This is a genomic window from Bradyrhizobium sp. USDA 4451 (genome assembly GCF_054822585.1).
In genome coordinates this window covers 457,549-481,255 of sequence record NZ_JBTRCH010000001.1, presented here as the reverse complement: position 1 = coordinate 481,255, position 23,707 = coordinate 457,549, and the positions used below count along the sequence as shown (strand labels likewise).

25 protein-coding genes are annotated in these 23,707 nt (G+C 64.9%); 9 read left to right on the top strand and 16 right to left on the bottom strand.

All coding sequences use genetic code 11. From position 1 onward, the window contains the following. Window positions 1–159: 159 nt before the first annotated feature. The 5 genes from ACVMB0_RS02055 to ACVMB0_RS02035 form a co-directional block, all read right to left on the bottom strand. Entirely contained in the window at window positions 160–450 is a 291-nt protein-coding gene (locus ACVMB0_RS02055) for a hypothetical protein (protein ID WP_016844322.1), read from the bottom strand. Window positions 451–673: 223 nt separating this feature from the next. Beyond that, window positions 674–838 (bottom strand): DUF3309 family protein, encoded by a 165-nt coding sequence (locus ACVMB0_RS02050; protein WP_016844323.1) that lies wholly within the window; start codon window positions 836–838, stop codon window positions 674–676. A gap of 190 nt (window positions 839–1,028) precedes the next feature. Then, a complete protein-coding gene (gene msrB / locus ACVMB0_RS02045; RefSeq protein WP_461345156.1) occupies window positions 1,029–1,442 on the bottom strand; it encodes a peptide-methionine (R)-S-oxide reductase MsrB in 414 nt (137 codons plus the stop codon). Window positions 1,443–1,588: 146 nt separating this feature from the next. After that, the gene (gene msrA, locus ACVMB0_RS02040; RefSeq protein WP_456752449.1) at window positions 1,589–2,305 is read right to left on the bottom strand and encodes a peptide-methionine (S)-S-oxide reductase MsrA; all 717 of its coding nucleotides are present in this window, start codon (window positions 2,303–2,305) and stop codon (window positions 1,589–1,591) included. Window positions 2,306–2,622: 317 nt separating this feature from the next. Continuing rightward, complete coding sequence (locus tag ACVMB0_RS02035; RefSeq protein WP_456752450.1) at window positions 2,623–3,732, bottom strand: ATP-dependent DNA helicase; 1,110 nt, start codon at window positions 3,730–3,732, stop codon at window positions 2,623–2,625. Between the two features lie 197 nt (window positions 3,733–3,929). Between ACVMB0_RS02035 and ACVMB0_RS02030 the strand changes: the two genes are divergently transcribed. The 7 genes from ACVMB0_RS02030 (at window position 3,930) to ACVMB0_RS02000 (ending at window position 10,728) form a co-directional block, all read left to right on the top strand. Continuing rightward, window positions 3,930–5,135, top strand: coding sequence for an LLM class flavin-dependent oxidoreductase (locus ACVMB0_RS02030; RefSeq protein ID WP_461345155.1), 1,206 nt, complete (start codon window positions 3,930–3,932; stop codon window positions 5,133–5,135). Window positions 5,136–5,352: 217 nt separating this feature from the next. Then, window positions 5,353–6,303: a sulfonate ABC transporter substrate-binding protein gene (locus ACVMB0_RS02025; protein ID WP_461345154.1), complete on the top strand. Its 951-nt coding sequence runs from the start codon at window positions 5,353–5,355 to the stop codon at window positions 6,301–6,303. Window positions 6,304–6,365: 62 nt separating this feature from the next. After that, complete coding sequence (locus ACVMB0_RS02020) at window positions 6,366–7,319, top strand: sulfonate ABC transporter substrate-binding protein (RefSeq protein ID WP_461345153.1); 954 nt, start codon at window positions 6,366–6,368, stop codon at window positions 7,317–7,319. Beyond that, window positions 7,301–8,482, top strand: a complete 1,182-nt coding sequence (gene ssuD, locus ACVMB0_RS02015; protein ID WP_461345152.1) for an FMNH2-dependent alkanesulfonate monooxygenase — start codon at window positions 7,301–7,303, stop codon at window positions 8,480–8,482. The genes ACVMB0_RS02020 and ssuD overlap by 19 nt, the downstream gene beginning before the upstream one ends. Next, a complete protein-coding gene (locus ACVMB0_RS02010; protein ID WP_461345151.1) occupies window positions 8,479–9,285 on the top strand; it encodes an ABC transporter permease subunit in 807 nt (268 codons plus the stop codon). Before ssuD ends, ACVMB0_RS02010 begins: the two co-directional genes overlap by 4 nt. 8 nt (window positions 9,286–9,293) lie before the next feature. After that, window positions 9,294–10,133: an ATP-binding cassette domain-containing protein gene (locus ACVMB0_RS02005; protein ID WP_461349578.1), complete on the top strand. Its 840-nt coding sequence runs from the start codon at window positions 9,294–9,296 to the stop codon at window positions 10,131–10,133. A gap of 7 nt (window positions 10,134–10,140) precedes the next feature. Continuing rightward, window positions 10,141–10,728, top strand: coding sequence for a flavin reductase family protein (locus ACVMB0_RS02000; protein ID WP_461345150.1), 588 nt, complete (start codon window positions 10,141–10,143; stop codon window positions 10,726–10,728). A 26-nt stretch (window positions 10,729–10,754) separates the two neighbouring features. Here ACVMB0_RS02000 and ACVMB0_RS01995 read toward each other — a convergent pair whose 3' ends face one another. Continuing rightward, window positions 10,755–11,132 carry a hypothetical protein gene (locus ACVMB0_RS01995; RefSeq protein WP_461345149.1) on the bottom strand — a complete coding sequence of 126 codons (378 nt, stop codon included), beginning with the start codon at window positions 11,130–11,132 and terminating at the stop codon, window positions 10,755–10,757. Between the two features lie 272 nt (window positions 11,133–11,404). Here ACVMB0_RS01995 and ACVMB0_RS01990 point away from each other — a divergent pair, with 272 nt between their 5' ends. Beyond that, window positions 11,405–11,560, top strand: coding sequence for a hypothetical protein (locus ACVMB0_RS01990; RefSeq protein ID WP_461345148.1), 156 nt, complete (start codon window positions 11,405–11,407; stop codon window positions 11,558–11,560). A 41-nt stretch (window positions 11,561–11,601) separates the two neighbouring features. Here ACVMB0_RS01990 and flbD read toward each other — a convergent pair whose 3' ends face one another. The 6 genes from flbD to sciP form a co-directional block, all read right to left on the bottom strand. Continuing rightward, the gene (gene flbD / locus ACVMB0_RS01985; RefSeq protein ID WP_456752459.1) at window positions 11,602–12,987 is read right to left on the bottom strand and encodes a sigma-54-dependent transcriptional regulator FlbD; all 1,386 of its coding nucleotides are present in this window, start codon (window positions 12,985–12,987) and stop codon (window positions 11,602–11,604) included. Window positions 12,988–13,042: 55 nt separating this feature from the next. Further along, window positions 13,043–13,393: a flagellar motor switch protein FliN gene (fliN, locus tag ACVMB0_RS01980; protein ID WP_050631817.1), complete on the bottom strand. Its 351-nt coding sequence runs from the start codon at window positions 13,391–13,393 to the stop codon at window positions 13,043–13,045. Between the two features lie 20 nt (window positions 13,394–13,413). Then, window positions 13,414–14,037 (bottom strand): FliH/SctL family protein, encoded by a 624-nt coding sequence (locus tag ACVMB0_RS01975; RefSeq protein WP_456752460.1) that lies wholly within the window; start codon window positions 14,035–14,037, stop codon window positions 13,414–13,416. Continuing rightward, window positions 14,037–15,122 carry a flagellar motor switch protein FliG gene (gene fliG / locus ACVMB0_RS01970; RefSeq protein WP_456752461.1) on the bottom strand — a complete coding sequence of 362 codons (1,086 nt, stop codon included), beginning with the start codon at window positions 15,120–15,122 and terminating at the stop codon, window positions 14,037–14,039. Before fliG ends, ACVMB0_RS01975 begins: the two co-directional genes overlap by 1 nt. A 1-nt stretch (window position 15,123) precedes the next feature. Further along, window positions 15,124–16,752, bottom strand: coding sequence for a flagellar basal-body MS-ring/collar protein FliF (fliF, locus tag ACVMB0_RS01965; protein ID WP_456752462.1), 1,629 nt, complete (start codon window positions 16,750–16,752; stop codon window positions 15,124–15,126). 174 nt (window positions 16,753–16,926) lie between these two features. Next, window positions 16,927–17,202, bottom strand: a complete 276-nt coding sequence (gene sciP, locus ACVMB0_RS01960; RefSeq protein ID WP_002714638.1) for a CtrA inhibitor SciP — start codon at window positions 17,200–17,202, stop codon at window positions 16,927–16,929. A gap of 496 nt (window positions 17,203–17,698) precedes the next feature. Here sciP and ACVMB0_RS01955 point away from each other — a divergent pair, with 496 nt between their 5' ends. Next, on the top strand, window positions 17,699–18,478 hold the full coding sequence (locus tag ACVMB0_RS01955; protein WP_461345147.1) for an alpha/beta fold hydrolase: 780 nt from the start codon (window positions 17,699–17,701) through the stop codon (window positions 18,476–18,478). Window positions 18,479–18,567: 89 nt separating this feature from the next. Here the strand turns inward: ACVMB0_RS01955 and ACVMB0_RS01950 are convergent, their stop codons facing one another. The 4 genes from ACVMB0_RS01950 to ACVMB0_RS01935 form a co-directional block, all read right to left on the bottom strand. Further along, the gene (locus tag ACVMB0_RS01950; protein ID WP_461345146.1) at window positions 18,568–19,884 is read right to left on the bottom strand and encodes a toll/interleukin-1 receptor domain-containing protein; all 1,317 of its coding nucleotides are present in this window, start codon (window positions 19,882–19,884) and stop codon (window positions 18,568–18,570) included. 358 nt (window positions 19,885–20,242) lie between these two features. Next, on the bottom strand, window positions 20,243–20,422 hold the full coding sequence (locus tag ACVMB0_RS01945; protein ID WP_461345145.1) for a hypothetical protein: 180 nt from the start codon (window positions 20,420–20,422) through the stop codon (window positions 20,243–20,245). Window positions 20,423–21,423: 1,001 nt separating this feature from the next. After that, window positions 21,424–22,143, bottom strand: a complete 720-nt coding sequence (locus ACVMB0_RS01940) for a flagellar hook assembly protein FlgD (protein WP_456752466.1) — start codon at window positions 22,141–22,143, stop codon at window positions 21,424–21,426. Between the two features lie 10 nt (window positions 22,144–22,153). After that, window positions 22,154–23,707, bottom strand: coding sequence for a flagellar hook-length control protein FliK (locus ACVMB0_RS01935; RefSeq protein ID WP_461345144.1), 1,554 nt, complete (start codon window positions 23,705–23,707; stop codon window positions 22,154–22,156).

The window sequence follows — 23,707 nt, the reverse complement described above, 5'->3', positions numbered from 1 at the left end:
GGCTTTGCGCCACAATACCGCGATGCTTTAGATCGCTCGTTCTCTGAGCATGATCTTTTCGGAAAACCGCTTCACACTTTTCCGGATCAGGCTCTAATCCCAAAAACAAAAGCCCCCGGATCGGTCCGAGGGCTTTTCGTTAAGCGAGGAGCAGAAATCTTATGCGGCGTCGGCGTCGGTCTGGCTGGCAGCCGGGCGCGGACGGCGCGGCAGCGGGAAGGCTTCGCTTTCATAGAGCGAGCGGATGCCATTCTGGTCGAAACGGGCTTCCTCGACCTGCAGATAGGCGCCGTTCAGCGAATCCGCCGGCAGCTGCTCCATCGCGAACTGCACGGCCTCGGCAGCAGTGCCGAAACGGCGGTAGGCGAAGCCCGCCCGCTTCTTCTTGCGGATCGCGGCAGGGAACAGTTCGGCGGACGTGTTGTAGTTGAACGGACGCAGGGGACGCATGGTCGACGACCTCTTGTGTTCTTGTCAGTTGGCGTGGCGTAAGGGATTTGGGGGACGGCGGCCTAACCTTGGCGACGCGCCGTACATGTCATTTCGATCCCTAATATAGGCCTCTTTGACAAAAATGCGACCCCAGAAGCGCCCTCGACAGGGCACATGCTGAATCCGCGCATAGCACGGGGTCCGATCGAATAAGCCCTTCTATTTCAATGTGTTACGGCTCTCAGATCTTGTCGAGCCAGGCCAGGATCGCGACCACGATCAAAATCACCCCGAAAAGCCCCATTCCGGAGTGGCCGAGGCCATAGCCATAGCCGCGGATCCGGCCGCTATAGCCGCCCAGCAGGATAATCAGCAGCAGGATGATGAGGATCAGTCCAAGCGACATGGCGCCCTCCTCAGAACAGGCGGCAGCCGCACGGCGAGACGCCTACGGCCCCGCGATTCCGGATCAAAGCACATTCCGGCCCGCGAGTCGTTAAGGCCTCCGGCCGATCCTCAAAGATGTAGTTGCGCCGCCCGCCGAAACAAAGCCCCGCGGGACCGGATCTGGTCGCGCGGGGCGTTGATCGCTGCGGTTACTTCGCTTCGTTGAGCTTCAGCGCCGCCGAATTGATGCAGTAGCGCAGGCCGGTCGGGCCGGGACCGTCGTTGAAGACGTGGCCGAGATGGCCGTCGCATTTCGAGCACAGCACCTCGGTGCGGATCATGCCGTGGCTCATGTCGCGCTCCTCGTCGACATGGCTCTCGACCGCGGGCTTGGAGAAGCTCGGCCAGCCGCATCCGGAATCGAACTTCTGGTCGGACTCGAACAGCGTCTGTCCGCAGCCGACGCAGACATAGGTGCCCTTGCGCGGATCATGCTCATATTCGCCGGTGAAGGGCCGCTCGGTCGCCTTCTCGCGCAGCACGGCATACTGCATCGGCGTCAATTCCTTGCGCCACTCGGCCTCGCTCTTGCGGACCTTGCCGTCGGTTTTGGTATCGGACATGGAAACTCCCTGTTTGTCGTCATTGCGAGCGAAGCGAAGCAATCCAGTGTGGGGGACGCACGATGGATTGCTTCGTTCGCGGAGTTTATCATCGGGCCGGCCAAGGCCGGACCCGTTGGCTCCTCGCAATGACGATGACTATCGCCTCAGTTGGTGACCTTGCTGCTGCCCACCAGCGTCGGCTTCTCGATGTAGTTCTCCGCGAAGATCTTCTTCAGGTTCTCGACCTTCGGGATGTCGTTATACGCAATATAGGGCTGGCTCGGGTGCAGCGTCAGGTAGTCCTGATGGTAGCCCTCCGCCGGATAGAACGCCTCCAGCGCGCCGACCTTGGTGACGATCGGCCTCTTGTAGACCTTGGCGGCGTTGAGCTGGGCGATATAGGCGTCCGCCACCTTCTTCTGCTCGTCGCTGGTGGTGAAGATCGCCGAGCGATACTGCGTGCCGGAATCCGGGCCCTGGCGGTTCAACTGGGTCGGGTCGTGCACCACCGAGAAGAAGATCTGCAGGATCTTGCCGTAGGAGATCTTCTGCGGGTCGTACTTGATCTCGACGGATTCGGCGTGGCCGGTGGTGCCGGTCGAGACCTTCTCATAATCGGCATTCGCCTTGCTGCCGCCGGAGTAGCCCGACACCGCGCTGACGACACCGGCGGTGTGCTGGAACACGCCCTGCACACCCCAGAAGCAGCCGCCGGCGAGCACCGCGGTCTTGATGCCGGTTTCCGGCGCGCTCGCGACCGGCGGCGGGATGATCACGGCGTCCTCGGCAGCAAGCGAGGGCGCGACGGCAAAAGCTGTGACGGCCAGCGCGCCGATCGCGGCGGCGCAAAGCGAAAGGCGGCTGAGGGAGCTCTTGGACATGGGTTCCTCGTGGGATCGCAATTGGGGCCAGTCTAGAGCGGGAGCCGGCATTGGCAAATCAGGCCGGGCTGCTCCGACGTCTCAAAATACGGGCAAGGGGGCGATTTGTTACGGGACCGGCCACACGGTTTCGTGAGGGAAATGGTGGTGGTTCAAGGGGTAGATGGCGTGCGTCCCGTCATCCTGAGGTGCGAGCCTTGCGGCGCAATTGCGCCGCTGGGCGAGCCTCGAAGGATGAACGGCCAGTAGCCGGGCCGTGCATCCTTCGAGACGCCGCTTCGCGGCTCCTCAGGATGACGGGTAAAGTGCGTGGCACGTTATACCACGACGCTGAGCCGCTTCGCCGCCCGCGTGATCCCCGTGTACAGCCACCTTGCGCGCGAATCCTGGAACGCAAAGCTCTCGTCGAACAGCACGACGTCGTCCCATTGCGAGCCTTGCGACTTGTGCACGGTCAGCACATAGCCGTAGTCGAACTCGTCGTACGGCTTGCGCTGCTCCCACGGCACGCCCTCGACGCCGCCGTCGAAGCATTCGCCGCGCACCGAGACCTTGGTGACCTTGTGGCCGAAATCCTCGTCCGGCATCACGCGCATGGTGATGATCCTGGATTTCGACTGCGCGCGCGCCTTGACCCGCCACAGCCCGCCGTTGAATAGGCCCTTCTTGCGGTTGTTGCGCAAGCAGACCAGCTTGTCGCCGGCGACCGGCAGCGGATCTTCGAGGTTCAGCCGCTGCCGCACCCGCATGTTGTAGGCGCGGCGGGTGTTGTTGCGGCCGACCAACACCTGGTCGGCGCTCATCACGCGATCCGGATCGAGCTCCTTGCGCGACACCACTTCGCTCTCGCCATGGCGGCCGATCTCGAGCTCGCGGCCCTCGCGGATATCCATCGACATCCGCACGATCGGATCGTCCTGCGCCTGGCGATGCACCTCGGTCAGCATCGCGTCCGGCTCGGCGTCGGTGAAGAAGCCGCCGCCCTGGATCGGCGGCAGCTGTGCGGGATCGCCGAGCACCAGCAGCGGGCAGTCGAACGACATCAGGTCGCGGCCGAGTTCGGCGTCGACCATCGAGCATTCGTCGATCACGATCAGCTTGGCCTTCGACGCCGGCGCATCGTCCCAGAGCTCGAAGCTCGGCTGCTCGACGCCGGACTCGCGGGCGCGGTAGATCAGCGAGTGGATCGTCGAGGCGCCGTCGCAGCCCTTGTTGCGCATGACAAGCGCCGCCTTGCCGGTGAAGGCCGCGAACTTCACCTCGCCGTCGACGCCTTCGGCGATGTGCTGGGCAAGGGTGGTCTTGCCGGTTCCGGCATAGCCGAACAGGCGAAACACCGGCGGCGTGCCGTTCTTGCCCGGCTTGGCTTTCAGCCAATCGGCGACCGCTTTCAGCGCGGAATCCTGGTGCGGCGTAAAGGTGGTCATGAGCTTTCGGAGGGATGAGCGCGCAATCAATAACGCCGCGACTCAGGCCAGCACAAGCTAACCATTCGCGCGTTCCAATCAAGCGTGCTTCCGCTGCGCGGAATTGGGGTTTCGTCCCCGAGGCTAGACTTGGGTCGCCGCGACACTAGACTGCCGAAAACAACAAACGGTCGGGGACGGACCTTGGGAGTGACGCCATGAAATTCGGCATCTTCTACGAGCTGCAACTGCCGCGTCCCTGGAACGATGGCGACGAGCTCAGGCTCTACCAGAACGCGCTGACCCAATTGGAGACCGCCGACCGGCTGGCTTACGACTACGCCTGGGTCGTGGAGCATCATTTCCTCGAGGAATATTCGCACTCGCCGGCGCCGGAATCCTTCCTCGCCGCTGCCAGCCAGCGCACCAAGAACATCCGGCTCGGCCACGGCATCTTCCAGCTCACGACAAATCATCCCGCGCGCGTCGCCGAGCGGGTCGCGGTGCTCGACCTGCTCAGCAACGGCCGCTGCGAGTTCGGCATGGGCGAGAGCGCCTCGATCACCGAGCTGACGCCGTTCGGCCGCGACATGGAGACCAAGCGCGAGGTGTTCGAGGAGGCTGTCGCAGCGATCTTCCCGATGTTCACCAAGGTCGGCACCGAGCATCACGGCAAGTATTTCGACATCCCCTTGCGCAATGTGGTGCCGAAGCCGGTGCAGAAGCCGCATCCGCCGCTCTGGATGGCCTGCTCGCAATTGACGACCATCGAACGCGCCGGGCAGAACGGATTCGGCGCGCTCGGCTTCCAGTTCGTCAGCGCCGAGGCGGCGCATGCCTGGGTGCACGCCTATTACAACGCGATCACCAAGCGGCTGAAGAAGCTCGCCGACTACGAGATCAATCCGAACATGGCGCTGGTCTCATTCTTCATGTGCGCGAAGACCGACGAGGAAGCACGCAAGCGTGCCGACGGCGCGACCTTCTTCCAGTTCGCGCTGCGCTATTACGGTCAGGCCCAGAACCGGCAGCGGCCGGCGCCCGGCACCGTCAACATGTGGGACGAGTACAACAAGTGGAAGCGCGACAATCCGGAGGCGCAGGAGGCCGCGCTGCGCGGCGGGCTGATCGGCTCGCCGGAAACCTTGCGCAAGAAATTGCGCCGCTTCCGCGCCTCGCATATCGACCAGGTGATCCTGCTCAACCAGGCCGGCAAGAACACGCATGAGCACATCTGCGAGTCGCTCGAGCTGTTCGGCAAGGAAGTGATGCCGGAGTTCCAGCACGATCCCGAGCACGATGCCTGGAAGAAGGGCGTGCTCGACGGCTCGATCCAGCTCGAGGAGATCGACACCCAGGCGTTCACCGACCGCTACGGTAAACTCGCCGTCAATGTCGGTCCAAAAGCCGCCGCTGCCGGCTGATCAATTGATGTGCAGCGACCTCGCGTTTCCGTGAGGAAAATAATTCGCTACACGCGCTCTGCGCCTTAAAAGAAACGACACGCGCGATGCCTGCATCGAAGTGCAGGCATCGCTATTTTTGTGCGGTGCTCGACAGCTTCATTCGCGCCCCCCATCATCCTGACTTCGCATGATCGTGCAGCGCGAATGCGCGCTTGATCGTCAGGAGAGTCTTGGAATGAAGCGTCGTGAGTTCCTTCAACTGTCGCTGGTCACAGCCGCCGCCGCTGCGCTGTCACGAGGCGCGCAGGCACAGGCCGACGCGAAGGAAATTCGTATCGGCTACCAGAAGAACGGCGTGCTGGTCATCACGCGCCAGCGCGAAGCCTTGGAAAAACATTTCAAGCCGCAGGGCGTCAGCGTGAAATGGGTCGAGTTCTCCTCGGGCCCGCCGATGATGGAAGCGATGAATGTCGGCAGCGTCGATTACGGCGCGGTCGGCGATTCCCCGCCGATCTTCGCGCAGGCCGCCGGTGCGGCCATCGTCTATGCCGCCGCGCAGCCGATCATCAACGGCTCGGGCATCCTGGTGCCGCAAAATTCGGCAATTAAGGATATCGCCGGTCTCAAGGGCAAGCGTGTCGGCTTCACCAAGGGATCCAGCGCCCATAACGTCGTGATCCAGACCTTGGAGAAGGCGGGGCTCACTTACGATGACATCACCCCGGTCTATCTGACGCCGCCGGATGCGGGGCCGGCCTTTGCCAATGGCGGCATCGATGCCTGGGCGATCTGGGATCCGTATTTCGCGATCGCGGAGACCAAGCAGAACGGCCGCATTCTGGTGAAGACCCGCGACATCACCAAGACCAACTCGTTCTACATCGCCAACCGCGACTTCGCGAACAAGCACGGCGCGCTGTTGCAGCAGATCGTCGACGTCACGACGTCGACGGCGGCATGGGCCGAGGCGCATCCCGACGAGGTCGCGCAATCGCTCGCCGCCGTCACCGGCGTGCCGCTCGATATCCAGACCATCGCGGCGCGGCGGGCGGGCTTCTCGGTCGGGCCCATCACCGACGATATCGTCGCGACCCAACAGGGCGTCGCCGACCGCTTCTTCAAGCTGGGCCTGATTCCGAAGCAGATCGCGATCCGCGACATCGTCTGGCGCAACACCCAGACCTGATCGCGCGCCTTGCTCAATTCCTTGCTCAGTTCCTTGGTCCATTCAATGCAGAGGATATTCCCATGACGCGTTTGTTTCGACGCTGGGTCGCCCGCGCGGTGCTGTCGGTCAGCATCGTCGCTGCGAGCGTCGGCGCCACCTATGGCCAGGACAAGGTGGTCCGCATCGGTTTCCAGAAATATGGCAAGCTGGTGCTGCTCAAGAGCAAGGGCTCGCTCGAGCAGAAGCTGAAATCGGTCGGTTACTCCGTGGTCTGGACCGAGTTTCCGTCCGGGCCGCCGCTGCTTGAAGCGCTCAATGTCGGCGCGATCGATTTCGGCAACACCGGCGAAGCGCCGCCGATCTTCGCGCAGGCTGCCGGCGCGCCGCTGCAATATGTCGCCTATGAGCCGCCGGCGCCGAAAGGCGAGGCGATCCTGGTGCCGAAGGACAGCCCGATCAAGTCGGTCACCGACCTCAGGGGCAAGAAGATCGCGCTGAACAAGGGCTCCAACGTCCACTATCTGCTGGTGAAGGCGCTGGAGAAGGCCGGCGTCAAATATTCCGAGATCGAGCCGGTGTTCCTGGCGCCCGCCGACGCACGCGCGGCGTTCGAGCGCGGCGCGGTCGATGCCTGGGTGATCTGGGATCCGTTCCAGGCCGCGGCCGAGGCTGCGACCGGCGCGCGCACCGTCGCCGACGGCACCGGTGTCGTCGCCAACTATCAGTTCTATTTCGCCTCGAAGAAGTTCCTGCAGGCCGATCCGAAGATCGTCGAGCTGGTGCTGGCGCAACTCAGCGAGGTCGACGACTGGGCCAAGGGCGACATCCACGCCGTCGCCGAGCAGCTCGCGCCCAGCATCGGCCTGTCGGTGCCGGTGGTCGAGGTCGCGCTGAAGCGGCAGGCTTACGGCATCAAGCCGCTCACCGATAACGTGATCGCCGATCAGCAGCAGGTCGCCGACACGTTCTTCGCGCTCGGCCTGATCCCGAAACAAATCAAGATTTCCGACGTCGCATGGAGGCCGGGCACGTGAGCACCGCAACCAACGCCAACATCCTCTGGTTCCTGCCGACCCACGGCGACAGCCGCTATCTCGGCACGTCGATCGGCGGCCGCGAGGTGAGCTTCAACTATCTGCGTCAGATCGCGCAGGCCGCCGACCAGCTCGGCTATTACGGCGTGCTGCTGCCGACCGGCCGCAGCTGCGAGGACTCCTGGGTAGTGGCCTCGGCCGTCGCGCCCTGGACCGAGCGCCTGCGCTATCTCGTGGCGGTGCGGCCCGGCCTGCAATCGCCGAGCGTTGCCGCGCGCATGACCGCGACGCTCGACCGGCTGTCGAACGGCCGCCTGTTGATCAACGTCGTTACCGGCGGCGATCCGGTCGAGAACAAGGGCGACGGGATCTTCCTCGACCACGACGAGCGCTACGCGGTGACCCGCGAGTTCCTCAATGTCTACAGCGATCTGCTCGCCGGCAAGACGGTCAATGTCGAGGGCAAGCACATCAGGATCGAGGACGGCCGCCTACTGTTCAACCCGGTGCAATCGCCCCGGCCGCCGCTGTATTTCGGCGGCTCGTCGGATGCCGGCATCGACGTCGCAGTCGACACCGTCGACAAATACCTGACATGGGGCGAGCCGCCGGCGCAGGTCGCCGAGAAGATCGCCAAGGTGAAAGCCGTGGCCGCGCAGCGCGGCCGCAAGCTGTCGTTCGGCATCCGTCTGCATGTGATCGTGCGCGAGACCAATGCCGAGGCCTGGAAAGCGGCCGACGAGCTGATCCAGTACGTCACCGACGACACCGTCGCCGCCGCGCAGAAGATCTTTTCGCGGATGGACTCGGTCGGCCAGCAGCGCATGGCGCAGCTGCATGGCGGCCGGCGCGACCAGCTCGAGATCAGCCCGAACCTGTGGGCCGGCGTCGGTCTGGTGCGCGGCGGCGCCGGCACCGCGCTGGTCGGCGATCCCGAGACCGTCGCGGCACGGATCAAGGAGTATCAGGACATCGGCGTCGATACTTTCATCATGTCGGGCTACCCGCATCTCGAGGAAGCCTATCGCTTCGCCGAATTGGTGTTCCCGCTGCTGTCGCTCGGGCACGGCAACAATGTGACGCCGATCCGGGTCAACACCGGGCCGTTCGGCGAGACCATCGGCAATGAATATCGGCCGCAGAAACAGGCATCGCAATCATGAGCTTGATCGACAGTTTACCGCGCGTCGGCGCACCCAAATTGCCCAAGGTCGACGGCCTGATCCCCTGGATCGTGCCGCTGGCGATCGTCCTGATCTGGCAGCTTGCCTGCGTCACCGGCTACGTGCCGTCGCGGGTGCTGCCGGCGCCGACCGACGTCGCACTCGCCGGCTGGAAGCTGTTGCTGTCGGGTGAACTGATCCGCAACATCTGGGTCAGCTTCTGGCGCGCCTCGATCGGCTTTGTGATCGGCGGCGGCATCGGCTTCGTGTTCGGCCTGGCCAACGGCCTGTCGCAGCTGTCGGCCAAGCTCACCGACACCACGCTGCAGATGGTGCGCAACATTCCGCATCTGGCGCTGATTCCGCTCGTCATCCTGTGGTTCGGCATCGACGAAACGGCAAAGCTCTTTCTGGTGGCGCTCGGCGTGTTCTTCCCGATCTATCTCAACACGCTGCATGGCATCCGCACGGTCGATCCGCAGCTGATCGAGATGGGCCGCATCTACGGCATGACCGACGGCGAGCTGTTCCGCCGGGTGATCTTCCCGGGCGCGCTGCCCTCGATCTTCGTCGGCCTGCGCTTTGCGCTCGGCATCATGTGGCTGACCTTGATCGTCGCCGAGACCATCGCGGCCTCGTCGGGCCTCGGCTACATGGCGATGCAGGCGCGCGAGTTCATGCTGATCGACGTGGTCGTGCTCTCGATCCTGATCTATGCCTTGCTCGGCAAGCTCGCCGACAGCGCCTCGCGGGCGCTGGAGCGGCTGACCCTGTCGTGGCACCCAGCTTTCCAGAAGAAGTGAGAATGAGCATGCAAGAAGCGCTTCGTTTCCAGTCCGCCGGTGCCGAACCGGTCGAGCGTGCCGACATCGTCGTGCAGGCGCGGCAGTTGCGGCGAGGATCGGACAGCGCGGCCCGCGGCCTGTCGCTGACCATTCGCGGCTTGCGCAAATCGTTCGGCGACAATGAGGTGCTGCGCGGCATCGACCTGCATATCCCTTCCGGCCAGTTCGTCGCGATCGTCGGCCGCAGCGGCTGCGGCAAGAGCACGCTGCTGCGCCTGGTCGCCGGGCTCGACGCGCCGACGGCGGGGAGCATTGCGTTCGGCGAGGAGCCGCGGGCGCAGGATGTCCGCGTCATGTTCCAGGAGCCGCGCCTGCTGCCCTGGGCGCGGGTGCTGTCCAATGTCGAGGTGGGTCTGGGGCGCGAGCGCTCCTCAACCGATGCGCAGGCGCGCGCCGAGCGTGCGCTGGTCGAGGTCGGCCTTGGCGACAAGCGCACCCAGTGGCCGTCGGTGCTGTCGGGCGGCCAGAAGCAGCGCGTGGCGCTGGCGCGGGCGCTGGTCAGCCAGCCGCGCGTGCTGGCGTTCGACGAGCCGCTCGGCGCACTTGATGCTTTGACGCGGATCTCGATGCAGCAATTGCTGGAGCGGGTGTGGCGCGACCAGGGCTTCACCGCGATCCTGGTGACCCATGACGTCGCCGAGGCGGTTGCGCTCGCCGATCGCGTGCTGGTGATCGAGGATGGCCGCATCGCGCAGGACGTCACGATCGACCTGCCGCGACCGCGCCGGCGCGGCTCGGCCGAGCTCGCCGCGCTGGAAGGCGAGATTTTGAAGCATCTGCTCGAAGGCAGCGAAGATACTCTGTGAGGTCGCGATGAATTCCCTCGTCCGCAATGCTTCGATCGTATCGGCGGTGGCGGCCGCCGACTTCCGCGGCGCGATGCGCCACCTCACCGGCGGCGTCAGCGTCATCACGGCCGGGCGGGGCAAGGAGATTTCGGGAATGACGGTGACCTCGGTGTCGTCGCTGTCGGTCGAGCCGCCGTCGCTGATCGTCAGCATCAACCGCGCCGCCTCGTCATGGCCCCTGATCGCGCGCCATGGCGCGTTCGGCGTCAACATCCTGACCGCGGACCAGCTCGAGATCGCCGAGCGCTTCACCGGCAAGGGCGGCCTGAAGGGCGCGGAGCGGTTCACCGGCGCCGAATGGACGACGCGCGCATCGGGCGTGCCGCTGCTGGTCGGGGCGCTGGCCGCGATCGACTGCGACGTCGAGGAGATCGTCGAGCGGCATTCGCACGCGATCGTCATCGGCCGCGTGCTCGACGTGATCGCGTCAGAGCGCACCGCCGCATTGGCCTACTGGCACGGCGAATACGTCGCGATCGACCATGACGAAGACGCAGCCAGGCTGGCCGAGGTCAGCCTGCCGTCGCGTCACGTTCATGCCCGGGACGTCTAGCCCGCGTTGCGTGCCCGGATCGGCCTTTAGAAGACCGCGCTCAGTGACGCCGGGCTGTCGATGATCACAGTGCTGCCGCGAACGCCACCCCATACGGCCTGGATGGTCTGAGCCGTATTGCCCAGCGCAATGCCGACCACGAGCGTGGTCGGGATGCGGCCAAAGCTCGACGGGGTTTCGTTATAGGTGAAGCTCGCGACGACAGGCGAGACCTTGCCATTGACGGTGACGCCGAACATGCCGCCCGGGATATCGGTGCCGGTGGCGTAGGGATTCGGAACGTTGAGCGTAACGATCGCGGTGGTGCCGACGCCCTCCGGGATCGTCAGGCTGAGGCCTTGTATCGGCGTGAAAGTGCCGGAGTTGGTGGACAGGGTGCCGCTGGTCTGCGCGTAAAGGGCCATATCACTCTCCAGTTGTCAAAATATAAAAGCGCAATAGGAGATTGAATACGGCAACTGTTCCCAAGATTCAAGGGAGGAACGGCCAAAGCGCTTGGCGCGGCATGTTGGCCGGGGCGCTTCCTTGATCAGCAGATCGGATCATGATGCGTTTCCACGGAATCGCATCATGATTCTCATCTCATTGTTTGAGCACGATCTTTTCGGAAAACCGGTTTCCACTTTTCCGGATCATGCTCTAAAAGCGCGCGAGATTTCGGAGGCATGACGGTTCGATGAAGCGCGTGGGAACCTGGCTGTTCTATCTCGTCGGTGCGATCGCCGTCGCCTATCTCGCGCTGTATGCCTATGTGACGTTCACCGGCCGCGACATCGCGCCGGGCGATCCGATCCGGATCTTTCGCAAGCCCGACGCGCCGAACTATTCGTGACGTGGGGCAGGCGGCGGGATCGCTCCGCCGCCTTCCGTTGCTCAGCCGGCGTTGGCCATGCGCTGATAGTCGGGCGCGCCGTTGCCCGCCGGGGTGATCGGGATGCCGCCGTCGGCATACTCGTTCAGCTTGTTGCGCAGCGTGCGGATCGAGATGCCGAGGATGTTGGCGGCATGGGTGCGGTTGCCGAGGCAGTGCTTCAGCGTTTCCAGGATCAGGTCGCGCTCGACATCGGCGACGGTGCGGCCGACCAGCGCGCGGGTGACCTGCTCGGCGGCCAGCGTCGCATGCGCCACCGCGGGCGCGGTCTTGGCAAGGTCGAGGCGGTCGCCGTCGGGGGTGAGGATCGCGTCGGGGCCGATCTCGTCGCCCTGCGCCATCAGGACCGAGCGATGGATGGTGTTCTCGAGCTCGCGGACGTTGCCCTGCCAGCGGTTCGCGGTCAGGACGCGGCGGGCCTCGGTCGAGATCGGACGGACCGGCAGGCCGTTGGCCTCGGCATATTTCTTGGCGAAGTGCTGCGCCAGTTCGAGGATGTCGGCCGGACGGTCGCGCAGCGGCGGAATCTTCAGATTGACGACGTTGAGGCGGAACAGCAGGTCCTCGCGGAAGGTGCCCTCGCGCACCGCCTCCGACAGATTTCGGTTCGAGGTCGCGATGATGCGGATGTCGACCGGGACCGGCCTAGTGCCGCCGACGCGGTCGATCACCCGCTCCTGGATCGCGCGCAGCAGCTTGGATTGGAGCCGCACGTCCATCTCGGAGATTTCGTCGAGCAGCAGCGTGCCGCCGGTGGCTTCCTCGAACTTGCCGATGCGGCGCGCCACCGCGCCGGTGAAGGCGCCCTTCTCATGGCCGAACAGTTCGGATTCCAGGAGGTGCTCCGGGATCGCCGCGCAGTTGATCGAGATGAACGGCCGCTTGGCGCGGGCCGAGCGGGAATGGACATAGCGCGCCAGCACTTCCTTGCCGGTGCCGGACTCGCCGGTGATCATCACCGAGGCGTCGGAGCCAGCGATCTGCTGCGCCAGCTTGATCACCCGGCCCATCGCCTCGTCGCGCCAGATCAGGTCGCGGGCGTCGTTGGCGACCGCGGCGAGCACCGCTGCGATCAACTCGGGGTCGGGCGGCAGCGGGATGTATTCCTTGGCGCCGGCATGGATCGCGGCGACCGCGGCGCGGGCGTCGTTGGAGATGCCGCAGGCGACGATCGGAACGTGGATGTGCTCGGCCTCGAGCCGCATCACCAGGTCGCGGATGTCGAGGCCGACATCGACCAGCAGCAGGTCGGCGCCCTTGCCGCCGCGCAGGACGTTCATCGCCTGTTCGGCGGCCTCGGCGTGGGTCACCGAGGCGCCGTTGTCCATCGCGATCTTGGTCGCGGTCGTGAGCTGGCCCTTCAGGGTGCCAACGATGAGAAGCCGCATGATGATCTCCTGTTGGTCTGGTCGCGCAGGTTCCGCGCGCTCCCGTTGCATTCGTTTAAGAGCGTTCTGCCTTGATGATTTCGGTCATGGTCACGCCGAGCTTGTCTTCCACCAGCACCACTTCGCCACGCGCCACCAGGCGGTTGTTGACGTAGATGTCGATCGCCTCGCCGACCCGGCGGTCGAGTTCGAGCACGGTGCCCGGCCCGAGCTTCAGCAGGTCGCCGACGTCCATCTTGGAGCGGCCGAGCACCGCCGAGACCTGCACCGGGACGTCGAACACGGCCTCGAGGTCGGCGGCGATGCGCGCGGCATTTTCGTCCTCGTTGTAGCCGATGTCGTCGATCCCGGGCGCGTCGGCGGCGTTGAGATCGGGAAGCGGGACTTGGGTGTCGGTGTCGCTCATGGTTCAGCCCTCAATGCCCTTCAGCCGGTCTGGCCGCGGGACGCCAGATAGCGCCCGACGAGTTCGTTGATCTTGCCTTCGATCGCAGCGCGCTCCAGCACCACGCCGCCGTCGGCCCATTCGATCCGGCAGTCGCCGGTCGCGATCGTCGGCTCGGCCAGGATCACCAGCCGGCCCTGGAAACCGGAATGCGCCGCCATCTGCTCGATGTTGTGATGCGCCGCCTCGTAGAGCGCGTCGTTGATGCGGACCACGAGATGCGGGGTTGCGACCAGATGCGAGAAGCAGTCGGAGACCAGCGCGGTGATCTCGCCGAGCGGCTCGCGCGCCACCAGTTCATTGCAGAGCTTGCGGGCGACCGCGACCGCGACGTCGACGGCCTCGGTCTCCATCCGGGTCTCGATGCCGGCAAAGCGCGCGGCGATGCCCTTGATCGCGGCGCCGATCTCCTCCAGCGCCTGCGCCATGCGGCGGTCGCTCTCGACCTTGGCCTCGCGCAGCGCCGCCTCGTAGCCGGCGCGGTAGGCCCGCGCCTCGGCGTCGGCGACCTTCTGGGCCACCTCGGCCGGGGTCGGCGCGCGCTCGCGGGCGCGGTCGGGGGCCGAGAAGTCGGTGTCGAACAGGAATTTCGCAGGTGCGGCCATCAGTACACCAGCTCGTCGTCGGCGCGGTTCTTGGTCAGCGTGATCTCGCCGCGGGCGGCGAGGTCCTTGGCGAGGTTGACGAGCAGCGCCTGCGCCTCGTCGACGTCGCGCAGCCTGACCGGGCCCATCGCGGCCATGTCGTCCATCAGCATCTTGCCGGCGCGCGAGGACATGTTGCCGAGGAAGAAGCTGCGCACCTCCTCATTGGCGCTCTTCAGCGCGACGCCGAGCTTGTCCTTGTCGATGTTGCGCATCAGCGTCTGGGCCGAGGCGGAATCGAGCTTGATCAGGTCGTCGAAGGTGAACATCAGCGCCTTGATGCGCTCGGCGGATTCGCGGTTCTCTTCCTCCAGCGAGGTGATGAAGCGGGTCTCGGTCTGACGGTCGAAATTGTTGAAGATCTCGGCCATCACCTCATGGGCGTCGCGGCGCCGGGTCTGCGACAGGTTCGACATGAACTCGGTGCGCAGCGTCTGCTCGACGCGCTCGATGACTTCCTTCTGCACCGCCTCCATCCGCAGCATGCGGCCGACCACGTCGAGCGCGATGTCCTCGGGCAGGATCGCGAGCACGCGGGCGGCGTGCTCCGGCTTGAGCTTCGACAGCACTACGGCGATGGTCTGCGGGTACTCGTTCTTGAGATAGTTGGCGAGCACCTCTTCCTGCACGTTGGAGAGCTTCTCCCACATGTTGCGGCCGGCGGGGCCGCGGATCTCGTCCATGATGCCGGAGACGCGCTCGGCCGGCAGGTATTGCTGCAGCAGCCGCTCGGTGGCGTCGAAATTGCCCATCAGCGCGCCCGATGCCGACATCCGCGAGACGAATTCCAGCATCAAATCCTCGACCACGTCGGCCTCGACGGTGCCGAGCGTCGACATGTGGACCGACAGCTCGCGGACCTCCTCGTCGTCGAGCATCGACCAGATCTTGCCGCCATACTGCTCGCCGAGCGCGAGCATCAGGATCGCGGCGCGCTTCGGGCCGGGCAGCGGCTTGCCCTTGGGCCGCGCGCTCTGCCGGTTCGCCAGCGTCGAGAGGACGGTGGCGATATCGTTGGCGTTGGTGGTCTGGGGTACGGCGGCCATGTCAGTTCTCTACCGGCTCGCTCAGCCATTGACGGACGATGGAGACGGTTTCGTTCGGATTGCGCTCGGCGAGCTCGCCGACCCGGTGCACGGCCTGGGCGTGGACCTGGCCCTGGATCTGGGCGACGTCGATCAATTGCGCCGCGCCGCTGCCGCTCGGGATCAGCGCCTGGCCTGTCGCGCCGGCGCTCTCGGCATGGGCTTCGGCGAGTGCCGGCAGGCCGCTGCCTGCCAGCGACGGAATGGCGTCGGCCGCCACGATGCGCTTGACCAGCGGGCGGACCACCATGAACAGCACGACCAGGCCCAGCATCATCATGACGCCGAGCTCGATGACGTACATCACGTCATCCTTGGTGAATTGCAGCATGCCGAGCAGGCCGGTGGGTTCGGCGATCGGCTGGGCGGCCGGCGGCTCGGCGAAGCGCAGGTTGACGACCTCGACCTGGTCGCCACGCTTCTGGTCGAAGCCGATCGCGGAGCGGACCAAAGCGGCGATGCGGTCGAGCTGCTCCTTGCTGCGGTCCTGGTAGACCATCTCGCCTTTTTCGTTCTTGGAATAGGCGCCGTCGACCAGGACCGCGACCGAGATGCGGTTGACGCGACCGGCCTCGGTCACCTCGGTCTTGGTGGTGCGGGAAATCTCGTAATTGTTGGTTTCCTCGCTCTTCTTGCTCTGGTCGCGGGCGCGGGCGGCGTTGTCCTGGTTCTGGTTGCCCGGCAGCTCGTTGGCGACGGTGACCTGGCCGGAATTGTCGGCGGTGAGGCTCGATTCCTCGCGGGTCTGGGTCGAGCGCAGCACCCGGCCCTCGGGATCGAACTTGTCCGACGTCTGGGTGATCTTGTTGTAGTCGAAGTCGGCGGAGAGCTGGACGCGGGCGCGCCCGGCGCCGACCACCGAGGAGACAATGTCCTCGACCTGCTTGCGCATCCGCTTCTCGAACGCGGCGCGGCGCTCGTCGCCGACCGCGGCGTCGGCGTCGGACTGGGCGCCGTCGGCCAAGAGCTGGCCGGCTTCGTCGACGATCGAGACCCGCTGCGGCTTCAGCCCGTTGACCGCGGAGGCGACGACGTGGCGGATGGCGCGGATCTGCTGCGGCTCCAGCGCGCCGCGCACCCTGAGCACGATCGAGGCAGACGGCTCCGGCGTCTCGCGCGAGAACAGCGGCTTTTCCGGCAGCACCAGGTGGACGCGCGCGGCCTGCACGCGGTCGATGGCACGGATGGTGCGGGCGAGCTCGCCTTCCAATGCGCGCAGATGATTGATGTTCTGGACGAAGCTCGTGGTGCCCAAGGCGTCCGATTTGTCGAAGATCTCGTAGCCGACACCGCCGCCCTTCGGCATGCCGCCCTCGGCGAGCTTCATCCGAAGCCGCGTCACCTTGTCCTTCGGCACCATGATCGCGGCGCCGTCATTGCGCAGCTCGAACGGGATCGCCTGGCGCTCCAGCTCCTTGATAATGGCGGAGGAATCTTCGGTCGACAGGTCGGTGAAGAGGGTGGTCATCTGCGGCGTGGTGACGCGCATGATGACGAACGCGAAGAAACCGATCAGGGCCGCGGTGACCGCAACCATGGCCGCGAGGCGGGCCGCACCAAGACCTCTCAGGAAAGCAACCAGACTTTGCACCAACGGCCCCCAGGGATTCGGCCCACGCGGGTCCGACTGGGCAAATATTGCCTAGGGTATGGTTTCCATATGGTTAACGAAGGTTAAGAACCGCGGCAAAAACGCGGACATGAAAAAAACCGGCTTCGCAAAGCGAGGCCGGTTTTCGTCAAATGCCACAGGATCGGCGGGGACTTACTGCCGATATTGCTGAATGCGGGTGGTGCGCAGCCCGGCCAAACCATGCTGGTCGATCGAGAACTGCCAGGAAAGAAATTCATCGACGGTCAATGTGTAGCGGCTGCAGGCCTCCTCAAGGGAGAGCAGGCCGCCGCGGACCGCAGCGACGACTTCGGCCTTGCGGCGGATGACCCACCGTTTGGTACCGGGGGCCGGCAAATCCGCAATCGTTAACGGGCTGCCGTCAGGCCCGATGACGTATTTCACCCTCGGGCGATGGGGTTCTGTCATGGCGTACTCACAAACTCTCAACCACTGAACTCGCAAGTGGTAACCTACGCCCACCGGTTTAAAATTTGCCTAAGCCCAAGCGTTCAATACGAATCTCGTTGGAATGGCCGGGAACAGGGGGGCGGATCGGGCAGCCACATCCTGGCTGTGCTCCTTACGTCGGGCTCCTGAGCAAGCGGTACCCCTCTCCCTAACCCTCCCCCGCAAGGCGGGAGGGAACCCATCCGCCAGCGCGTCCCTCACATTTCTCGCGCTTGCGGGGAAGGGCTGGGGAGAGGGGTAAGCCCCGGGCGCGATGATCGATTTGAGACTTGCTCTCGCAATCTCTGCGCCACGCCACGCTGCCTGTCGAAAAGTCGCGTCCGCATCCCGTTCACCGATCCTTGATCGTCACATCGGCGCCGCGCGTAACCACGTGCCCTGGCGTGCGTAGGAGAACTTGTCCGCTCACCGCAGGTGGGCGCATTCCAACCATCCGTCCACCCGAGCCCTTGTCATGATCATGAACAGACGCACTTTCTCGGCTGCCTTGCTTGCTGGCGCGGCAGCCTCATTGGTGTCCTCGCGCGCCATGGCCGCAACCACGCCGCCGGTGAAGGCGCGCAACGTCGTTTTGGTGCATGGCCTGTTTGCCGACGGCTCGTGCTGGTCCGAAGTCATTCCGCGCCTGCAGGTGGCCGGGCTCAATGTGACGTCGGTGCAGAATCCGCTGACCACGCTGCCGGAGGCGGTCGCATCGGCGCAGCGCGTGCTCGATCGCCAGGACGGTCCGACCGTGCTGGTCGGCCATTCCTTCTCCGGCATGATCGTCACCGAGGCCGGCATGCATCCGAATGTATCGGCGCTGGTCTATGTCGCGGCGCGCGCGCCCGATGCGGATGAGGATTACACTGCGCTTGCAAAAACCTATCCGACGCCGCCGGCGAGCGCCGGCATCGTGTTCGACGGCGACGAGGGACGGTTGAGCGAAGCCGCTTTCCTGCGCGATTTCGCCGGCGACCTGCCGGAAGCAAAAGCAAAGGTGCTCTATGCCGTGCAGCAGCCGTTCCACAAGCAGCTGCTCACCGGCAGGACCAGCCACGCGGCCTGGCGCAGCAAGCCGAGCTACTACGCCGTCTCGGCCGAAGACCGTACCATCAATCCGGATCTCGAACGCTTCATGGCGAAGCGGATGGGTGCCACCACGATCGAGGTGAAGGCGAGCCACCTCGCGCTGATCTCGCAGCCCGAGCCGATCGCGCGGCTGATCCTCGCTGCCGCGGGACAGGCGGAGTGAGTGGCGCCGGCCAGCGTACTTTGGCCCACGGCCGCCGCTCGAAATGACGCAACAGCCGGGTAGCGGCGATACTCCGCGGAGGCCGCCTTTCAATCCCAGTTCAACTTTGGCGTTGTCGGCGTCTGCCCGGATTTCGTTTCAAGAAGCCATTGGCGCCAATCGGGCGTATCGAAAGGTTTGACCTTTTCATCGATGCATTTCTGCAGCTGCTCACTCGAGATACGTGTAACGGGAGAGCGTTCCATGCCTCGTAGCACGGCTGCAAAGAGAGCATCAATTTCAGTCACCCTCGCTACAGCGCCATAGCATATCGCCTCTTTGGCATAAGCGGACTCTTCAGCCATTGCATAGACGACTAGCGGGGTGCTCAGTCCCCGCTGGCTGACCTCGGCCAGAAGTTGATAGGCGAATCGATCCTTGGGATTCCCGTAGTCTGCAATAATCGCATCGTAACGATCGATTAGGCTCTTCTTTGCAAGTTCAATGTCGTCCATTTCCCGGATTGTGATGCCAACCCCCTGCATCCTCCGACGAAACTCATCTTTCGCAGCCCGACTCAGCTGCGGCTTATCATCAAACCAAAGAATTCTCCTTCGGCTCCATGGAGTCGAAGCGATCTGCCGCGCCGCGTCCAAGGTCTCTCGTGCGAGTTCACGTGGAGAGCCCCAACCCGGTTTGCGAGCAGCAACGTCTGCGGTTGCATCGGGAATCTCGAATGACTGGAATGTACTGGCTAGCTCGAAAAAATCGACGAAGCGACGACGTTGTAGTTCCGACCAGAAGCCAAGTGAAGTCACCACGCCAAGGACTACCGCCGAGGCGATGGCAACGTACTTGCGCCTGCGGCGCCTGGCGCGCTCTGCACGGCGGAAGACGACGTCGGTGTCGAGCCCCGTCAGGCCTGCGATCACCTTGGCCAACCCGAGTTCGCGCCCGTCGCCGGTCTCACGCAGATCTGGCCCAAGGATGGTGATGGGGCGCTCAGTGACACTGCCGTCGTCTCCAAGCTCGAACCTCAACGCAGGCGGAAAATTGTCCGGAAAGGTCCCGTCGACGATCACGGGGATCAAAGGCCGTTTCGGATGACGCGATCGAAACAGCCGCACCTCCTCATTGACCGCGGGGCGGCCCGCCGCGACAGCTGAGCACACCACAATCATTGCCGCCGCTTGGTCGACGGCAGCGATCGTGGCCTCCGTCAGCCCGCGTCCCGCGGCAAAATCCTCGCGGTCGCGGAAGATGGGTCGCAACGTTTGCGGATCCCGACCAATGTCTGTCTCTCCGTCAACGAGATTCGGGTCGATCCGGTATCCTTCCAACCGCCGATGCAACCACGTCGCCCAGCTGGTGTCCGCGCGTGCGTAGGACAGAAAAGCTCGGTACTTGAGTGTGACAGGCGGCCGCATCGGCAGTCTCCCAGCTGCTGACAAATCTCGTGGTCTCCGATTACAACCCACCCGGCATACCTTGCCAACTGCGGTGAGTGCCGGACCCTTTGGTTGAGGGTGCCGGCTTGCCGTGGAGTAGCCGTCGCGCCGTTCGCGAGGGGAGTGTTGGAGATTGGAAAGGAGCTGACGATCAGTTGTGCGCCAAAAGCCATTCGAGCAATTGGCGCCGCTTCAACCAATGCCTCATTGCGGGCTCGGCGTCGGCCGCCAGGACAGGCCATCGGACCAAAGGCAGATTGCGATTGCAGCCAGGCACAATGCCCCCGCCGATCCAGAAGATCGGAGCGCGTCGCGGTCGCGCGAGGGCTGTCGGCGACTACTCTTCGGCCGCCGTCAGTCGCTCGCGGAGCGCCGCAATCTCCAGCATGACGGTGATGGCGATGGTCTTGAGCCGCGCGTTCTCGGCCATCGTCTCGGCGAGTTGGGGAGGAAGGGCGATTGCCTGCCGGGCCGCGTTCTCGGCGCTGTCGGGCGATGGAGGGCGTATCGGATTCACGAGCTAACTCTTTCCCGGGTGGTCGAAGGCGGGCGGTTCGGGTCGTTGCGCAGGTTTACGGGCCGGTCAGGCGCACGAAATCACGATAGCGTCGGCTAGCTTACAGACAGCTGACGTTCCGCATTTACTTCTGATCGTGTCTGCCGTGGGTGGGACGTTGCACCGGCGCGGGAGACCGCTGCCGTCGCAAAACTGCGGAATATAATCCTGAGTTGCCCGACGGCGCAAGCTCTCGGAAGTGAAATATTTCGGTTTATCGTAACGGCAACTCAGTGTATGGTTCGCCGGTCTCACCCGATCGAGGGGCGCTGCGCATCGTCAGGAGTGTTGCGGTGGGATGCGGTGGACGCTGCTTGCGCACTGACGACGTGCACAATGTAGCGGACGGCGAAGTCGTGCAGACCTGACGCCCTAGCGGCAGGTGTCCTCTCGCACAACGCGCAAGCGTTGTTGCGGAAGCGGTGACAAAAAAGCCCAGTCTCACCGGGGCGAGCACGTATAAGCCGTAAAACCATCGCGCAGGGAAAGCCGGGATGTTCCCGGTTACACCTGTGGTCCTACCTCCCGCGTTTTTATTACGCGGGACCCATGGGTGCGATCGGCACCCGGCTTTCCCTGCGCCCTCTGCCTCCAGAGCGGCGAAACGAAATGCAAAACTTCGGACAGATGATGTCGCGAGAGTGCGGATGTGTGCGCAAACCTATCCCCGTCATCCCCGCGCAAAGGCGAAGCCTTTGAGCGGCGATGACGGGTTGAGCTCTACCGCGCGAGAACCATCAGCATCGTCGTCCCGGCGAACACAGGGAATCATAACCACAAATGCAGATTGTTGTGCGGTGCTGGAACGACGAGTCTCGTTCACGACACAAGCCCCGGCGCATGGGTCCCTGCCTGCCGCGGGGACGACAGACGTGTGCGACGCGCACCGGCGACCCTCAAAGGGCCTCTGCATCTTCTGCGAAGTTCAGAGCCGTGTCGGCAGAATCCAGCCAAGTCTCGAACTAGCTGCTGCCACCAGTCGCACCGCGCACCACGCGCTTGATCTTGTCGGTGGTGTAGGTCTGGCCGCCGATCGAGAGCAGCGGTGGGGAGGCAGTGAGGTCGACGGAGTCGACCATGCCCTGGATCTCGGTCGAGATCGCTAGGTCGTTGCCCTTGGAATCCTTGCCGGTGGCGGTCAGCGTGTAGGTGCCGGCCGGCCATTGCGTGCCGTCATTGCCCTTGCCGTCCCAGACGAAGCTGGCGTTGCCCTGCTTCAGGTTGAAATTGCCGGAGTAGGCGGTCTGGCCGGTCGAGCTCGTGATCGTGATGGTGGCGCTGGTGGCCTGCGGGGACACCAGATTCCAGGTCGCGGATTTGTCGAACTGCGTCTTGCTGCCGTCGACCGCGACCGTGTTGCCGACATAGACCAGTGCCTGGGTCGACTGCGCGCTCTTCTCGATCGCGATCAACTGCTTCAGCTGGTCGTTGGATTTCAGCTGCTGCTCGACGCCGGCGAACTGCACGAGCTGCTGGGTGAACTGGTTGGTGTCGAGCGGGTCGAGCGGGTTCTGGTTCTGCAACTGCGTGGTCAACAGCGTCAGGAAGGTCTGGAAATTGTCGGCGATGCCCTGCGACGACGTGGTCAGGCCGCTGCTGCTGCTGCTGCTTCCGGAGCTCGTTCCATTGTTGGTGGCGGGTGCCGAGACGACCGGCGTCGGCATGGTTGCATCGACTGCCATGGTGAACTCCTTACACTCTGATATCGACGCCGCCGAGGGCGCCGGTTGCGCGGCCGTAGGAGCGGCCAGCCGCCGCGGCAGGAACGCTGTCCTCCTCGGCGACGATCAAATGGTGGGCGTTCGGATTCGACTGGCTATTGTTGTTCTGGCCCGACTGCGACTGATCGCGCAGGCTGAACTGCAATCCGCCGTTGCCGGTCGACAGGCCGGCGTTGTCGAGCGCGCGCTGCAGCTGGTTGGCGTCCTGGCGCAGCATCGACAGCGTCTCCGGGCGTTCGACGGTGAGATGCGAGGTCACCTGGCCGTTGCGGTCGACATCGATGCGGACATCGATGCGGCCGAGCTCGGCAGGGTCGAGCCGGATCTCGAAGCGGCTCTTGCCGCTCTTGGCGGAGGCCGCGATCTGCATCGCAAGGCCGCTGAGCGGCACGGCGGCGTTCTGCGCGGCGTTGGTCACGGTCAATTGCGCGGTCGCAGACGGTGTCGTCTGGCTGCTCGCCAGTTGCGCCTGGAATGTATTCGCGGCCTGCGCGCTCGGATCTGGTGTCGTGACCTGGGCCTGCGCCGCTGCGTGGCCGCCGACCGCCGGCGTCGGCGTGGCACCGTCGCCGCTGCTCGCATCGGCCTTGATGGCATCGGCGGCACCGTCCGCGGCGGCCTTGGCCTTGCCGGAGACCGCAGCCGCCTGCGCGACCGCGGGAACGACCGTCGTCGGATTGGCCGGCGCGGTGGTGCTGCTGCTCGGGGCCGCGCCATCGGGGTCGGCGGGCGCTGCGGCGGTTGCGTCTTTCGCGGCGACCTGTGCCTTGGTTTGCGTCGGTGCTTTCGCGGCCGGCGTTCCGGCGGCAACGGTGGCGGCGAGAGTCGCATCGCCGGTCGCAGTTGCTGCGCCGGAAACCGTGGCCGCATCGGGGGTGACGATCTGAGCCTCGGTCTTGACGCCGGCCGCCTTGGCGACCTTGTCGGCATTCGCGGTGCCGGTTGCCGCTATGGCGGGGTCCGCGGCGGCCGGCACGCCGGTGCCGGTCGCGGCACCGGTGCCGGCGATCGCGGAGCTTGCCGCGATGGCCGCGGCTGCAATCGCAAGCGGTGCGGTGGGCTGGTCCGATGGCGTGGTGGCCGTTGTCGCAGGGGCAGTCGCCGCCGCGGCGACCGGAGCAATCAACGCGCTGGCCGTTGCCGCACCGGCCGGATCCTGCGCCGGGGTCGCTTGGGTCGTGGTGGACTTGTCACCAGTGGATGGCGCATCGGCACTCGAATTCGAGCCGTCCGATTTCGATTTCGACTTGGTCTTGCGCGGCGTGCCGGTGTCGCTGTCATCGTCGACGGTCTTGTCATCGCGCGATGTCCGGTCGGGGGCCGTGCTGGCGTCGCGGGAGCGGGTGTCGGTCGTCGAAGGCGAATCGTCGGACCGGCGCGCGGGCGCCGGCTCGGAGTCATACCGGCTGCTGTCGCTCGCGGACGCAGTGCTGCTGTCGACCAGCGCGGCAAAGCCGTCGTTCCCCGCCTGCGGGGCGGGATCGGGCCGCGCCGACCGCGTGGCCTGAAAAGACCGGCTTGTCAA

Excerpts from the sequence above, each read along its gene's own strand:
- fliN (WP_050631817.1), bottom strand. The coding sequence starts at position 13,393 with ATGAGCGACACCGACACCCAAGTCCCGCTTCCCGATCTCAACGCCGCC.
- ACVMB0_RS02035 (WP_456752450.1), bottom strand. The coding sequence starts at position 3,732 with ATGACCACCTTTACGCCGCACCAGGATTCCGCGCTGAAAGCGGTCGCC.
- ACVMB0_RS02010 (WP_461345151.1), top strand. The coding sequence starts at position 8,479 with ATGAGCTTGATCGACAGTTTACCGCGCGTCGGCGCACCCAAATTGCCC.
- msrB (WP_461345156.1), bottom strand. The coding sequence starts at position 1,442 with ATGTCCGATACCAAAACCGACGGCAAGGTCCGCAAGAGCGAGGCCGAG.
- ssuD (WP_461345152.1), top strand. The coding sequence starts at position 7,301 with ATGGAGGCCGGGCACGTGAGCACCGCAACCAACGCCAACATCCTCTGG.
- ACVMB0_RS01950 (WP_461345146.1), bottom strand. The coding sequence starts at position 19,884 with ATGCGGCCGCCTGTCACACTCAAGTACCGAGCTTTTCTGTCCTACGCA.
- ACVMB0_RS02005 (WP_461349578.1), top strand. The coding sequence starts at position 9,294 with ATGCAAGAAGCGCTTCGTTTCCAGTCCGCCGGTGCCGAACCGGTCGAG.
- ACVMB0_RS02020 (WP_461345153.1), top strand. The coding sequence starts at position 6,366 with ATGACGCGTTTGTTTCGACGCTGGGTCGCCCGCGCGGTGCTGTCGGTC.
- ACVMB0_RS02000 (WP_461345150.1), top strand. The coding sequence starts at position 10,141 with ATGAATTCCCTCGTCCGCAATGCTTCGATCGTATCGGCGGTGGCGGCC.
- ACVMB0_RS01975 (WP_456752460.1), bottom strand. The coding sequence starts at position 14,037 with ATGGCCGCACCTGCGAAATTCCTGTTCGACACCGACTTCTCGGCCCCC.
- ACVMB0_RS01995 (WP_461345149.1), bottom strand. The coding sequence starts at position 11,132 with ATGGCCCTTTACGCGCAGACCAGCGGCACCCTGTCCACCAACTCCGGC.
- flbD (WP_456752459.1), bottom strand. The coding sequence starts at position 12,987 with ATGCGGCTTCTCATCGTTGGCACCCTGAAGGGCCAGCTCACGACCGCG.
- ACVMB0_RS02055 (WP_016844322.1), bottom strand. The coding sequence starts at position 450 with ATGCGTCCCCTGCGTCCGTTCAACTACAACACGTCCGCCGAACTGTTC.
- sciP (WP_002714638.1), bottom strand. The coding sequence starts at position 17,202 with ATGACAGAACCCCATCGCCCGAGGGTGAAATACGTCATCGGGCCTGAC.
- fliG (WP_456752461.1), bottom strand. The coding sequence starts at position 15,122 with ATGGCCGCCGTACCCCAGACCACCAACGCCAACGATATCGCCACCGTC.
- msrA (WP_456752449.1), bottom strand. The coding sequence starts at position 2,305 with ATGTCCAAGAGCTCCCTCAGCCGCCTTTCGCTTTGCGCCGCCGCGATC.
- ACVMB0_RS02050 (WP_016844323.1), bottom strand. The coding sequence starts at position 838 with ATGTCGCTTGGACTGATCCTCATCATCCTGCTGCTGATTATCCTGCTG.
- ACVMB0_RS02025 (WP_461345154.1), top strand. The coding sequence starts at position 5,353 with ATGAAGCGTCGTGAGTTCCTTCAACTGTCGCTGGTCACAGCCGCCGCC.
- ACVMB0_RS01990 (WP_461345148.1), top strand. The coding sequence starts at position 11,405 with ATGAAGCGCGTGGGAACCTGGCTGTTCTATCTCGTCGGTGCGATCGCC.
- ACVMB0_RS01955 (WP_461345147.1), top strand. The coding sequence starts at position 17,699 with ATGATCATGAACAGACGCACTTTCTCGGCTGCCTTGCTTGCTGGCGCG.
- ACVMB0_RS01940 (WP_456752466.1), bottom strand. The coding sequence starts at position 22,143 with ATGGCAGTCGATGCAACCATGCCGACGCCGGTCGTCTCGGCACCCGCC.
- ACVMB0_RS02030 (WP_461345155.1), top strand. The coding sequence starts at position 3,930 with ATGAAATTCGGCATCTTCTACGAGCTGCAACTGCCGCGTCCCTGGAAC.